Genomic DNA, 13,882 nt, shown 5'->3' with positions numbered 1-13,882 from the left:
CAGAACTCACCTTTAAGGACTGCTATGCAACGTATAGAAAACATCAACGCAGCAACAATGAACGATGATCAGGGCTATGGTCTGATCCACGACGCTACAGTCATTATCAATAAAGGAAAAATTGAATTTGTAGGTGCAGCCTTTGACGCTCCCGCCACTCCGACGGCGAAAGTCATTGACGGTAACGGCGGTTTGCTGACCCCTGGATTAATCGACTGCCATACCCATCTGGTATGGGCAGGTTCGCGGGCTAACGAATTTGCTCAACGTTTGCATGGCGCCAGCTATCAGGAAATTGCCGAGCAGGGCGGTGGCATTAAAAGCACCGTTAAGTCCACTCGCGAAGCTTCACAGGAAGAGCTGCTTAAATTAGCTTTAGAGCGCGCAGAAACGCTCATGTCACAAGGCGTTACCAGCATTGAAGTGAAATCCGGTTACGGGCTGGACTTAGAAAACGAGCGCAAACAGTTAACCGTAGCGCGTCAGTTAGCCGAACAGTTGCCGGTGAACATAAAGACCACGCTACTGGCAGCGCATGCCGTGCCGCCAGAGTTCAAGGATAACGCCGACGGCTATATTGATGAAATTATCCAAAACATTCTGCCGACTCTGGCGAACGAAGGGCTGGTCGATGCCGTTGACGCTTTTTGTGAAAGCATTGGGTTCAGCCCGGCACAAACTGAAAAAGTGTTTGAAGCAGCTAAAAAGTTAAGACTTCCTATTAAGCTTCATGCCGAACAAATTACTAATCAGCAAGGCGCGAAGCTGGCCGCGGAATATCAGGCGTTATCTGCTGATCATCTTGAACAGCTAGACGAAGAAGGCGTTAAAGCCATGGCCGAAAATGGCACAGTAGCGGTGTTATTGCCGGGCGCATTCTATTTTCTGCGCGATACCCAAAAGCCGCCGGTTGAATTACTGCGAAAGCACGGCGTTCCAATGGCCATCGCTACCGATGCAAACCCGGGCTCTTCGCCTATTCACAACCTACCGTTAATGCTGCAAATGGCCGCTACCTTCTTCCACATGACACCTGAAGAATGCTTGCGCGGGGTAACAGTTAATGCTGCCAAAGCCTTAGGTGAACAGAAGCGGGGCGTTATTGCCGAAGGCTGTTACGCAGATTTAGCGCTATGGAATTGTCAGGACGCCGCTGAGCTCACTTACCAATTTGGCGTAAACCCGCTAAAAACCTTGTGGTTTAACGGCGTCGCTCACGACCGTGTAAGTAAGCCGTGGTCAGCTCGCTAAGCAGCTGTCCGCAAATTTTCATGCCTTCATCGAAGCCCGCACTGCATAATGACGGTGCGGCTTCGGCAAGGTGCAGGTAACGTGCCTCGCTAACCTCTGCCAGTCGCTTAACGTACTGAAAGCCTTGTCCAAGACTCAAGCCAACATAATTCACCGCACTGGCAGGCACAGCGTTTAAGGCATCCACGTCAACCTCAATGCCCAGTGGACGCTGCCAGGACACTGCTTTTGCCACCACTTCGTCCATCACTTCAGTAAATGGGCGCTCGTATAAGCGGTGCAGCGTATGGTAACGCATTCCTGCGTCCTGCAACTGGCGAAGACTGCTGGCGGAGTTTTTCCCCTGATGCAGACCAACAATATGATAAAACTCCAGCGCGCCTTCCATATAGGCATAGCTAAAGCCATTACCAGAGTGGCGACCCTCGCGCGGGCGAAAGTCTGCATGCGGGTCTAAATTCACGGCTCCACAGGCTTCACCGGTCACTTTATGCAGGCTCTTCAATAGCGGATACGCGTTATTGTGACCACCACCAATAACAATGACTTCAAAGCCTTGTTCAAACAGAGGCGTCAGCACCTTTTCCACCCGCGCATCGACTTGTGCGCAAAGTTCGCGTAACGTCGCTAGTTCATGCGGGTTCGAAGTATCCAGCTCCTCAGCTTTTTCATTCAAATCATCACAATTAACAGCACCAATCAGCAACAATTCATGGGTAGAAAGCAGGCCGGTTTTCTGCAGGTTCAAAAAGCTCTTGAGAAAGGACTGCCAGCCATCGTCAGCACCTGCGCGGCCAAGATTCGCGCGCACACCAATACTTTCCGGAACTCCCACTAAAGCTACGCGTTGACCATCTTCCCAGGCTGCCGCCAGGCTTTCTTCATAAGTTCCCTGCTCAGAAAGAACCCGAATAGCCTGACCAATTTTTGTTTCCTGCTCGCGCACCGTTACCCATTTAGCCGGATCGGTTAATTCTAAAAACGAAATCTCACTCATAGTTATTCAATATCTAGTGGTTCCGGAGACAAGATGACACCCGTGGTATCAATGTAGAGATGATCATCGGGTAAAAAGGTGACGCCACCAAAGTTAACCGGCACATTCACTTCACCCACACCTTCACTAATTGCCCCCACAGGAATAGAAGCTACGCCAAGAATACCAATGTCCAGTTCTTCCAGCGCATCAACTTCACGCACAGCCCCATAACAGACAATGCCTTCCCAGTCGTTATCCATAGCTTGTTCAGCTATAGCAGCATCAAGCAGAGCACGACGTGCCGAGCCACCACCATCTATCAGCAATACTTTGCCGCCACCGTCTGCCGCCACCGTTTCTTCAATGAGCCCTTTGTCTTCGTGGCATTTAATGATAACCAGACGACCGCCGAAAGAGCTACGGCCTCCATAAGACTCAAACATGGGCTCAACCACATCGACCATATCGGGGTATAAATCGCAAAGTTCTGAAGTGTTGTATTCCATGATTGTGTTCCTGACGTTGCTATAGCAGTGACTGGCAGTATACCTGCTATCCGGCAAGGACAAAAGTAAGCCCGACAGAGGTAACGAAACCCTTGAATTATAGAATAAAAACCCGTTTAATCTAACTAACTATAATAATAATAAAGTGAATCGCTATTTTCATGCCGCAGCTTGACCTAATGACAAGTCTGGCAATAGAGACCTTTGCGCACGCCATACAAGCCGTTTTTCTTATCGGTTTCGCGTCGCTGCTTATGTATTATCACCGTTATTATCGACGTGACTACTTAAGTTACTGGTCTTTTGCCTGCTTTGCCTTTGGCCCCAGTGAGTTAATTCGCGCCTTTCTTGCAGGCAGCGCAATGGTTGCACCCGAGTCTGCACTTAACTGGTCCGGCGGCTTACAAGGCATTGCCTTAACCTTCCAGTACCTGGCAATTTGCTTTATTGCTTTGGGGGCGTCCTGTGCCGCCTTTAACAGCAAACCACAAAAATACTGGCAGTATATTGCTTACGCCGTTTCACTCATTGGTGGGGTTATCTCCTACTTCTGGCTGGAGCCAACTATCAGCTCTGTCGGCAGCACCCCCAATGCCGGGTTTATGCGCTTTTTAGTCACAGGCTTAGCGCTTATTGCTATCGGCTTTTTCATGTGGCGTAGGCTAGGCGCAGGTATCGGCCCCAAGTTAGTATCAGGTGGTTTTCTGAGTATTGGCATTAAAAACTTTCTGGTGCTGGCCGGAATGTTCTCGTTATCAGCCAACGCCATCGACTGGGTTTTAAGTTTCCAGGCTCTGTTAACGGTTATTATCATTGCCGTTGTTATTGTTGGCGTCATTATTTGGCTGTTGGAGTCAGAGCGCAATACCGCAGTGCGCGCTATTCAACGCGCCGAATATCTTCACACTCATGACGCTCTGACAGGGGTTTCTAACCGCGATCAACTGGTCAGTAAAATTCCGTTGTTTATTGAATATTGCCGTAGCAACAATCGCCACTTAACAATGATGCTAATTGGTGTCAGCCGTTTTAAAGTGGTGAACGAAAATATCGGTATTCGCGGCGGTGACCAGGTTCTAAAGGAAATTGCCCGCCGCCTGCAAAATTTTACTAAGCAGCCCCTCACTGTTTCACGTATCAGCGGTGACGTTTTTGCTATTGCTTTTGACCATTTAAAGAACCGAAGCCTGATACAAGACTTAGCCACAGAACTTCAGGAAGCATTGACCCTGCCCATTGATATTGGCGAGAAAACCGTAAATATTGCAGTAGGCATTGGTATTTCGCGCTACCCTCAGCACGGCAGCCGATCGGAAGTCTTGCTCAATAAGGCAACCATAGGTTTAACTCAGGCCAAGCAGTCGCACCAGCCCACCATAACCTTTTATGAGCGCGGCATGGACGAAATGTACTCCTATCTGGTTGATATGGAGCCAGTGCTTCGTAAGGCAATGCAAGAAAATGAATTCACTTTGTACCTTCAGCCTCAGTTCGACTTCGACCATCAGCAGCTTTGTGGGTTTGAAGCCCTCATACGCTGGCAACACCCCGAACGGGGCTTGCTGAGTCCGGCAGAGTTTCTGCCTTACATAGAACAACTCGGCCTTTCTACCGATTTAGATGACTGGGTGCTGAATCAGGCCGCGGCGATTCTCAGCTCCTGGCAACAAAAGTTTGGCGTATGCTGGCCAATTGCGGTAAACCTCTCTGCACCTCAGTTTCAGCATTTCCAGTTGATTGAAAAAATGCAGCGGCTGCAGGAAGACTACGGTATATCGCCGGAATGGCTGGAATTAGAAATTACTGAAAATGTCGCTATGTCTGACTTGCATAATGGCATGAGTGTCATTCAACGTTTGCGGGAGATGGGCTTTGGTATATCCATCGACGACTTTGGTACAGGACATTCTTCTCTGGCTTATTTACGGTCCTTGCCTATTAACAAAATTAAAATTGACCGAAGTTTCATCAGCGAACTTCAGCAAAATAATAACGACGCGACCATTTTAAAAGCCATGATCCGCTTGTCTCATGGTTTAGGAAAACGAGTGATTGCTGAAGGAATTGAGACCGAAGAACAGCAGGATATGTTGCAGAAACTGGGTTGTGACATGATGCAGGGCTATTTCTATTCGCCGCCAATGCGCCTGCAATTCGCCGAACAATTTATTGAACGTCAAATTCAGAGCAATAAAAAGCCGCTGCCTCCCGGGGAGTTTGCAACGGCTTTTTAACGGTAATGTATTACAGGATGAAGCGACTTAAGTCTTCGTCCTGCGACAACTCACCGACATGTTCGTTGACGTAATCTGCGTCTACGGTCAACTTCTCACCGTTGTGGTCTGTTGCATGGAAGGAAATTTCTTCCATCAAGCGCTCAAGCACGGTGTGCAGCCGGCGGGCTCCGATATTCTCGGTCGTCTCATTCACATGGAATGCAACTTCAGCTATGCGCTGAATGCCCTCTTCGGTAAAGTTAACCTCCACGCCTTCCGTGTTCAGTAACGCATGGTATTGCGTCGTCAGTGAAGCACTCGGCTCTGTCAGAATGCGGACAAAGTCGCCGCTGGTCAGCGCTTCCAGTTCTACCCGAATCGGCAAACGACCCTGAAGCTCCGGAATAAGATCCGATGGCTTACTCATCTGGAATGCACCAGAGGCAATGAACAGAATATGGTCGGTCTTTATCATGCCATGCTTGGTGTTCACCGTTGTACCTTCAACCAAAGGCAGCAGGTCACGCTGCACACCCTCGCGTGAAACATCCGGTCCGCTGGTATCACCGCGCTTACAAATCTTGTCAATTTCATCTAAAAAGACAATGCCGTTTTGCTCAACCGATTCAATCGCTGCTTCTTTGACTTCATCTGGGTTCAGCAATTTCGCCGCTTCTTCTTCGACCAGTTGTTTGTAGGCGTCTTTGATACGCATCTTACGGGCTTTGGTTTTATCGTTGCCCATGTTCTGGAACATATTCTGCAGTTGCGACGTCATCTCTTCCATGCCCGGTGGTGCCATGATTTCAACACCCATTTGTGGCATAGCTAAATCAATTTCAATTTCTTTGTCGTCTAACTGGCCTTCGCGCAGCTTCTTACGGAATACCTGACGTGTGCCGCGCTGATCATCGTTTTCAGGTGTTTCTTCCTGTTGTTGAGCCCAACCGGAGGACGACTTCTTCGCCGGAGGCAACAGTACATCCAGAATACGTTCTTCCGCCGCTTCTTCAGCGCGGTAACGTACCTTTTGCATCATCTCTTCACGAGTTTGCTTCACTGCTACATCGGTCAAGTCCTTAACAATAGACTCTATTTCTTTACCCACATAGCCAACTTCGGTGAACTTAGTGGCTTCTACTTTAATGAACGGTGCCTTTGCCAATTTTGCCAGGCGACGGGCTATTTCCGTTTTACCAACACCCGTTGGGCCAATCATTAAGATATTCTTTGGCGTCACTTCCTGACGCAGTTCATCGTCCAGCTGCATGCGGCGCCAGCGATTACGCAAAGCAACGGCAACAGCGCGTTTGGCTTTATCCTGGCCAATAATGTGTCGGTTTAATTCGTCAACAATTTCTCTTGGGGTCATCTCAGACATCTTATTCTTTCCCCTGCTTTGTTTTGTCTTCAGCAATAGACTCTTCTTCTTCAATGGTCTGATTGCCGTTCGTATATACGCAAATATCACCCGCTATAGTTAATGCTTTTTGCACAATGTCGCGGGCATTCAAGTCGGTGTTTTCCAGCAACGCTCTTGCCGCTGACTGAGCAAAAGGACCACCCGAGCCAATAGCTATAAGATCATTCTCAGGCTGCACAACGTCGCCGTTACCCGTGATAATCAGTGAGGTTTCCTTATCAGCCACTGCCAACAGAGCTTCTAACCGACGCAGCGCCCGGTCAGTACGCCAGTCTTTTGCCAGTTCCACAGCAGCACGCATCAGGTTGCCCTGATGTTGCTCTAGTTTGGATTCAAAGCGTTCGAACAGTGTGAAAGCGTCAGCGGTTCCGCCGGCAAAACCTGCCAGCACTTTGTCGTGGTAAAGGCGGCGCACTTTACGTGCATTGCCTTTCATTACGGTATTACCTAAGGAAACCTGGCCGTCTCCGCCAATTACAACTTTATCGCCGCGGCGAACAGATACGATAGTAGTCAAATCAAGACCCTCTTTTTTGTCTTTGTGACATCAATGACAAGTATTTGAGGGTCTATATTGTGTTTTTCAATGGTGGGTATGGATTAATCGATGTTCCAGTTCCAAATTGCGCAACCAAACACCTGATTCCGCTGCAGTTTATGGCGATCACGTTCGGCGTCACGTTTTGTTTCATAAGGCCCTAAAATAACCCGGTACCAAAGACCATTACTGCCGTCCGTTGCTCTAACCTGAGATTCCAGACCCGCCATAGCAATTTGCGCACGCAGCCTTTCTGCGTCAGCCTGCTGACGAAAAGAGCCACACTGCATAAGCTTAGGTGGACCCACTTCGCGTTCGGGTACATCCACTTCCACTTCTTTGCTTTCCAGCTCTTCAATATAACGCCAGCGTTCGGCCGACTTTTCCGGCAACAGATCGGCCGGTGGTTGCTGCACATGCGGTTGCTCAACTTCCTCTGACTTACCGCTAATTTGAACCAGAATATAAGTAAATAAGGCGATTAAGCCAATGGCAATAATAACCACGAACCAAGGGACAGCTTTACGTTCACCAACGGGTTTTGCGCCACGTTGCTGCTTTTTATTGCTTCCCTTTTTCTTAGCCGGCTTACGTTTCGGCGATTTTGGCTTACGATTCGCGTAATCCATAATGCGTTACATCTTCTCCAGGGTTGGAATGCCCAGTAAATCCAGACCTTGCTTGAGCACGTTAGCCGTTAACATCGATAACTTCAGGCGGCTGTTACGAAGGGCTTCATCTTCCTGATTCAAAATAGGGCAGGCTTCATAAAAACTGGAAAAACGCCCGGCCAGATCAAACAGATAGCCGCATAAGAAGTGCGGCATGGCTTTATCCTGAACCTGATGCAGCACTTCATTAAAACGCACCAGCTGGTTCGCAAGTGCCAGCTCACGTTCGTCGTTCAGAATAATCTCTGCATCACGGTCAAAAGCGGTATCGCCGAGTCGGTCAAAAATGCTGTTCACACGGGTGTAAGCATAAAGCAGGTAAGGCGCTGTATTACCTTCAAAGGTCAGCATGTGGTTCCAGTCAAAAATGTAGTCACTGGTGCGGTTTTTCGACAAGTCGGCATACTTCACCGAGCTAATACCCACCACTTCAGCAACGCGTTTCTGCTGCTCGTCTGTTAAGTCGGTCGTTTTCTGCTGAAGCAATTCGAGTGCGCGGCGTTCGGCTTCATCTAATAAATCAGCCAGTTTAGTCACACCCCCGTCACGGCTTTTGTAAGGTTTTCCGTCTTTACCCATCACCGTACCAAAACCGTAATGGTCCAGCTGTATCTCACCCTCAACAAAGCCTGCTTTACGCGCCAGGGTAAAAATTTGGTCAAAATGCAGTGCCTGACGGGCGTCTACAAAATACATTAAGTGGTCACCGCCTAATACTTTCTGGCGGTATTCAATGGCGGCTAAATCGGTTGTGGCATACAGATAACCACCGCCCTTTTTCTGCACAATAATTGGCAGTGGTTCGCCTTCTTTACCTTTGTACTCTTCCAGGAACACACATTGCGCGCCCTGATCTTCGGTCAGCAACCCTTTTTCACGCAGGTGTTCAATAACGCCCGGTAACTTGTCGTTGTAGGCACTTTCTGCCATCACGTCATCACGGGTCAGCTTAACGCCCAAACGATCATAAACTTCCTGGCAATGGCTGAGTGATACATCAATAAATTGGTTCCACAGCTTCAGGCAGTATTCGTCGCCCGACTGCAGTTTTACCACCAGCTGTCGTGCACGGTCAGCGAACTCTTCGCTGTCGTCAAAACGCTGCTTGGCCGCTTTATAAAAAGTTTCCAGGTTGCTCAGCTCATATTCTGCCGACTGGTTATCCAACGCTTCCATGTAAGCCAAAAGCATACCGAACTGTGTACCCCAGTCCCCCACGTGGTTTTGGCGAACCACTTTATGACCTAAAAACTCGCACACGCGGGACACGGCATCACCAATAATGGCAGAGCGTAAATGGCCTACGTGCATTTCTTTCGCCAGGTTAGGCGACGAGTAATCAATGACAATGGTTTTGCTTTGGTCAGCAACATCGATATTCAGGCGGTCACTGTTCAGCATTGCCGTTAACTGATCTTTCAGCTGGTCCTGCGAAATGGTGAAATTAATAAAGCCCGGTCCGGCAATATCCATTTTCGACAGCAGAGAGTTCTCCGGAACCGCATCAACAATGGCTTCAGCCAACTGACGCGGGTTCGACTTTGCCGGCTTTGCCAACATAAGTGCCAGGTTCGTCGCAAAGTCACCGTGCGATTTGTCGCGAGGGCGATCCAACTGAATCTTTACTGGGTGATCCGCAGGGATTTTCCCCTGTGCTTTAAGTTGACCAATGGCTTCGGCCAGTAACTGTTCAAGTTGTTCTTTCATTAATGCGACTACCTGTATGAAAAATCGAAGAGGAAATTCAAAGCGCTTAGTTTAATCGCTACGCCCGATAAAAAAAACCGCTTAGTTGTTAATCAGCTGAAGTCTTGCGGATCGATATCCAGCGACCAGCGTACTTTTTTCAATAACGGCAAGGCGTTAATCTGCGGCAGCAAGTGCTCAATTAACTGAAAACGTAATTTCCGTGACTGACAATGTAACAGCAATTGATAGCGGTAACGACCGGCTTTACGCTCCATTAAGGCAGGCATTGGCCCCAGTAAAAACGCACCTTCTACTTGCGGCATCAACTGCTGAATTTGGGTCATGGCCTGCACCACAGAGTCTCTGTCTGTTGCCTCAGCCCTGAACAGAGCCAAATAAGAAAACGGCGGCAGCTCACTTTGCTGGCGTTCGGCTAAAGCCGTCAACGCGAAATGCGAATAGCCGTTGTTGAGCAAATCCTGAATTAAATCATGCTCCGGATGATGGGTTTGCAGCACCACTTTACCAGCTTTGTGCTCACGCCCGGCGCGCCCGGCCACCTGAGTATAAAGCTGCCCTAAACGCTCTGCCGCCCGAAAATCGGCGCTGTAGAGCGCGCCGTCAACATCCAGCAGTGCCACTAAAGTCACGTTAGGAAAGTGGTGGCCTTTTGCCAGCATCTGCGTGCCGACCAGCAAGGGATATTCATTATTTGTGGCTTTTTGCAGGTAGTCATCTAACTGACCTTTGCGGCGGGTTGAATCCCGGTCAATGCGCAGCACCCCGCGGCCGGGAAACATCTCTTTCAGACTATGCTCGAGCTGCTCAGTCCCCACACCATGAGAAATCATCTGCGGCGAACCGCAGGAACCACATTGACGCGGTATCCGCTGCTGACTACCGCAATGGTGGCACTGCAGTTGCTGATGGGTTTTATGTACTGTGTAATAAGCGTCACAACGATGGCATTGCGCCAGCCAGCCACACTCATGACACATTAATGCCGGCGCAAACCCACGGCGATTGAGAAACAGCAGCACCTGGTTGCCCCGCTCAATTTCTACCTGAATTTGTTCCTGCAGTATTTTAGAGATACCGGCTTTTATCGGCTGCTGCTTCAGGTCAATAAGCTCGTGTTTAACCATTTGCGCGCCACCGGCACGCTGGCCCAGTTTAAGCCAGTGAAAACGCTTGCTGACCGCGTTGTTCAGCGTTTCCAGCGAGGCAGTTGCACTACCTAATACCAGCGGTATGTTCAACAATGCTGCCCGTTTTATAGCAATGTCCCGGGCATGGTAGCGAAAGCCGTCCTGTTGTTTGTAGGACAAATCATGTTCTTCATCGACCACAATAAGCCCCAGCTTCTGGCAGGGCGTAAACACTGCCGACCGGGTGCCGATAATAATCGCTGCATGCCCGTGCTTAGCATCCAGCCAGGTATTAAGCCGCTCTCTGTCGCTCATACCGGAGTGCAGCATCACCACAGGCGCGTCAAAGCGTTCTTTAAAGCGCTGCAGGGTTTGCGGGGTGAGGCCAATTTCAGGCACCAGCACTAAAACCTGTTCACCGCGTTCCAACACCGGTTGCATAGCCTGTAAGTAGACTTCGGTTTTACCACTGCCGGTAACGCCTTCCAGCAATAGCGTATTGTGCTTCTGTTGCTGGTTAATGGTTGAAACCGCTACTGCCTGCTCGGTATTTAACTCGTGACCCTGTTCTCTTAATACCGATGGCTTCTGCTGCCAGCTTTGTGGCTTTGCCGGTGCCTGCTCACGCACCTCAATCCAGCCTTTATCCTGCAGGGTACGAAGCACGGCCGAGGTCACACCTATGTCGGTTAAGTCGCTGCGCCTGAGCGGCTTATGTTTCAGCGCCGCCAGCACTTGCTGTTGTCGCGCCGCCCCTTTCAAGTCGTTAATAGACTGAGCAAGGCCTAAGTCAGTCAACGCATAAAAAGTTTCAGTCAGGTATTCCGGCGCATCGCCTTTACGCAACAAAACCGGCAGGCTATTGGCAGCAACATCCCCCAACGAGTGGTGGTAATAATCGGAAGACCAGCGAACCAGCTGCCAAATATCATCCGGCCACAGTCGTTGCTCATCCAATACCGACGAAACCGACTTCAGCTCAAACGTTGGCGGCTCGTCATTGGCTTCAGTAACCACATAACCGACTAACTGGCGCTGACCAAATGGCACGCGCACGCGCACTCCCTGCGGCAGCGGCTCAGCACTTTTGCACAGATAATCATAGGTTTGTCGAAGAGGTAACGGCAGGGCGACTTTATAACGTCGTTCGCTGCCCGTGTTGGCTTGCTTCATGGCTCTATTCTGGAACGCTACCGCACAGAATACAAGGCAGCAGATTCTGCTTGATCACAAGCTCAGGATCACATAAAATGCGCGGCTCTTAATTCATTGATGTTTTTTTGCGCATGGTGTTCGGCTTTGGATCGAATGGCGATGCGGCCCATAACTGAGGTAACCCCATGAAACAAGGTATTCATCCTAAGTACGAGACTTTAAAAGTCAGCTGTTCTTGCGGTCACACGTTCGAAACGCGTTCAACCCGCTCAGAAGATCTTCACCTGGACGTATGTTCAGAGTGCCACCCGTTCTACACTGGTAAGCAGCGTGTAATGGACACTGGTGGTCGTGTTGACAAATTTAAGAAGCGTTTTGGTGCTCTGGGCAAGAAATAAGCCTAAGAAAACTTATAGAAAACGCTGCTTAACAGCAGATTTTAAGAAAAAGGCGCTAAACAGCGCCTTTTTTTGTGCCTGTTTCGCTAAGCGGCCTATTGTTAAAGAAAAGTTAACTGGTGTACTTTTGAACACATTGGAAATTTCATTCACCTCATTACCCTCAAAGGTGGAGGTAAGATTTGTTTATTAGCACAAAAGCGATAGACTGATCGGCATTCTGATCACCAGACTCAGGTATCACCGCATGACAGACTTTCGCCAACAGGCACTGGATTACCATCAATACCCGACCCCGGGTAAAATTTCCGTTGAACTCACCACCCCTGCTGAAACCAGTAAAGACTTAGCGCTGGCCTACAGCCCGGGCGTAGCAGAGCCGGTTCGGGAAATCGCGCAGGACCCGGACAATGCCTACAAGTACACAGCTAAAGGCAACATGGTTGCTGTTATTACCAACGGAACGGCTATTCTCGGTCTGGGCAATTTGGGACCATTAGCGTCAAAACCGGTCATGGAAGGTAAAGCACTTTTGTTCAAACGCTTCGCCGGGCTGGATTCCATTGATATTGAAGTCAGTCACCGTACCACACAGGACTTTATCAATACGGTTGCCAACATTGCTGACACCTTTGGCGGTATTAACTTAGAAGACATTAAAGCACCTGAGTGTTTTGAAATTGAGCAGGCGCTAATAGAACGCTGCAATGTACCGGTATTCCATGACGACCAACACGGTACTGCCATTGTTACCGCAGCCGGTATGCTTAACGCGCTGGAAATTCAGGGCAAAAAACTGGCCGAGTCACGCATTGTTTGTCTCGGTGCCGGCGCAGCAGCAATTGCCTGTATGGAGCTTTTGATTAAATGCGGTGCACAGCGCGAACACATTTATATGCTCGATTCTAAAGGCGTTATTCACACTCGCCGTGACGACTTAAACGAATACAAGCAACTGTTCGCTAACAATACCGATAAGCGCACGCTAAAAGATGTTATTGAGGGTGCTGATATCTTTGTTGGCGTTTCAGGCCCAGACCTGCTCAGCCCGGAAGAGCTGCAGCTAATGGCACCTAACCCGGTTATTTTTGCCTGCTCAAACCCTGATCCGGAAATTAAACCGGAAGTTGCTATGGCAGCACGGAACGACTTAATTATGGGAACTGGCCGCTCCGACTATCCGAACCAGGTGAACAATGTACTCTGTTTTCCCTTTATGTTCCGCGGAGCATTAGATGTGCGGGCAACAGCCATTAACGATGAAATGAAGGTGGCAGCGGTAGAGGCCATTCGTCAGCTGGCGAAAGAGCCCGTGCCCGATTCCGTGCTAAAAGCAGCCGATGTCAAAGAATTAAACTTCGGCCGCAACTACATTATTCCTAAGCCTATCGATCCACGCTTGTGCCGGCGTGTGGCTCGCGCCGTTGCTGAAGCCGCAGTGAAATCCGGCGCGGCTAAAATCGATTTACCAGAAAATTATATGCAGGATTAATCGTCCAATTCGTCATCCGTCGGGATGGGCAAGCCCCTGGCTTCCAGCTCTTCCCGCACGGCTTTGGGTATTTTATTCGGATTCGATTTTTGCAAGTCTTCATCTTCGGGCAGCGGCTGACCGGTAAAAGCGTGTAAAAACGCCTCACACAGCAGTTCGCTGTTGGTAGCATGACGCAAATTATTGATTTGGCGACGGGTCCGCTCATCAGTCAGTACTTTTAATACCCGAGTAGGAATTGAGACCGTAACTTTCTTAACCTGCTGACTCTTACGACCGTGTTCAGCATACGGATAAATGTATTCGCCGTTCCATTTCATATTCATTGCTCTGATGTCAGACAAAACCCTGTAAGTTGTAATGAATTGTACCCGACTGAGCGACCCCGTCAAATTTTATCCGTCTAGATGGCTAAA

Annotated in this window: 12 protein-coding genes; 4 read left to right on the top strand and 8 right to left on the bottom strand. The window is 49.3% G+C overall.

Features of this window, described 5'->3' with window-relative positions; translation table 11 throughout:
• The first annotated feature begins 24 nt into the window (after positions 1 to 24).
• The gene (gene hutI, locus ACP7FG_RS09305) at positions 25 to 1,251 is read left to right on the top strand and encodes an imidazolonepropionase (RefSeq protein ID WP_439226217.1); all 1,227 of its coding nucleotides are present in this window, start codon (positions 25 to 27) and stop codon (positions 1,249 to 1,251) included.
• Here the strand turns inward: hutI and ACP7FG_RS09300 are convergent.
• Together ACP7FG_RS09300 and rraA are read right to left on the bottom strand one after the other, a co-directional pair.
• Positions 1,202 to 2,248, bottom strand: coding sequence for a formimidoylglutamase (locus tag ACP7FG_RS09300; protein ID WP_199495053.1), 1,047 nt, complete (start codon positions 2,246 to 2,248; stop codon positions 1,202 to 1,204). The genes hutI and ACP7FG_RS09300 overlap by 50 nt on opposite strands.
• Before the next feature lie 2 nt (positions 2,249 to 2,250).
• A complete protein-coding gene (gene rraA, locus ACP7FG_RS09295; RefSeq protein WP_054490318.1) occupies positions 2,251 to 2,736 on the bottom strand; it encodes a ribonuclease E activity regulator RraA in 486 nt (161 codons plus the stop codon).
• 161 nt (positions 2,737 to 2,897) lie between these two features.
• Between rraA and ACP7FG_RS09290 the strand changes: the two genes are divergently transcribed.
• Positions 2,898 to 4,970 carry a putative bifunctional diguanylate cyclase/phosphodiesterase gene (locus tag ACP7FG_RS09290; protein WP_224798383.1) on the top strand — a complete coding sequence of 691 codons (2,073 nt, stop codon included), beginning with the start codon at positions 2,898 to 2,900 and terminating at the stop codon, positions 4,968 to 4,970.
• 10 nt (positions 4,971 to 4,980) lie between these two features.
• Here ACP7FG_RS09290 and hslU read toward each other — a convergent pair whose 3' ends face one another.
• The 5 genes from hslU to priA all read right to left on the bottom strand — a co-directional run bounded on the left by hslU (position 4,981) and on the right by priA (position 11,594).
• Positions 4,981 to 6,333 carry an HslU--HslV peptidase ATPase subunit gene (gene hslU, locus ACP7FG_RS09285; RefSeq protein WP_199495055.1) on the bottom strand — a complete coding sequence of 451 codons (1,353 nt, stop codon included), beginning with the start codon at positions 6,331 to 6,333 and terminating at the stop codon, positions 4,981 to 4,983.
• Between the two features lies 1 nt (position 6,334).
• Positions 6,335 to 6,892: an ATP-dependent protease subunit HslV gene (hslV, locus tag ACP7FG_RS09280; RefSeq protein WP_054490324.1), complete on the bottom strand. Its 558-nt coding sequence runs from the start codon at positions 6,890 to 6,892 to the stop codon at positions 6,335 to 6,337.
• A gap of 83 nt (positions 6,893 to 6,975) precedes the next feature.
• Entirely contained in the window at positions 6,976 to 7,542 is a 567-nt protein-coding gene (locus tag ACP7FG_RS09275; RefSeq protein WP_054490326.1) for an SPOR domain-containing protein, read from the bottom strand.
• Between the two features lie 6 nt (positions 7,543 to 7,548).
• Positions 7,549 to 9,291, bottom strand: coding sequence for an arginine--tRNA ligase (gene argS / locus ACP7FG_RS09270; protein WP_271332262.1), 1,743 nt, complete (start codon positions 9,289 to 9,291; stop codon positions 7,549 to 7,551).
• Between the two features lie 92 nt (positions 9,292 to 9,383).
• Complete coding sequence (gene priA, locus ACP7FG_RS09265; RefSeq protein WP_439226216.1) at positions 9,384 to 11,594, bottom strand: primosomal protein N'; 2,211 nt, start codon at positions 11,592 to 11,594, stop codon at positions 9,384 to 9,386.
• A 167-nt stretch (positions 11,595 to 11,761) separates the two neighbouring features.
• On the opposite strand from priA, the gene rpmE reads away from it, so the two are divergent.
• Complete coding sequence (rpmE, locus tag ACP7FG_RS09260; protein WP_054490333.1) at positions 11,762 to 11,974, top strand: 50S ribosomal protein L31; 213 nt, start codon at positions 11,762 to 11,764, stop codon at positions 11,972 to 11,974.
• Positions 11,975 to 12,221: 247 nt separating this feature from the next.
• Positions 12,222 to 13,466 (top strand): malic enzyme-like NAD(P)-binding protein, encoded by a 1,245-nt coding sequence (locus tag ACP7FG_RS09255; protein WP_224798385.1) that lies wholly within the window; start codon positions 12,222 to 12,224, stop codon positions 13,464 to 13,466.
• On the opposite strand, the gene metJ is transcribed toward ACP7FG_RS09255, so the two are convergent.
• Positions 13,463 to 13,786 carry a met regulon transcriptional regulator MetJ gene (metJ, locus tag ACP7FG_RS09250; protein ID WP_224798386.1) on the bottom strand — a complete coding sequence of 108 codons (324 nt, stop codon included), beginning with the start codon at positions 13,784 to 13,786 and terminating at the stop codon, positions 13,463 to 13,465. The genes ACP7FG_RS09255 and metJ overlap by 4 nt on opposite strands.
• Between the last annotated feature and the right edge of the window lie 96 nt (positions 13,787 to 13,882).

This window comes from Idiomarina sp. ST10R2A5, from assembly GCF_051842325.1.
Taxonomy (GTDB): domain Bacteria; phylum Pseudomonadota; class Gammaproteobacteria; order Enterobacterales; family Alteromonadaceae; genus Idiomarina; species Idiomarina abyssalis.
This window is presented reverse-complemented; position numbering and strand designations above follow the sequence as displayed.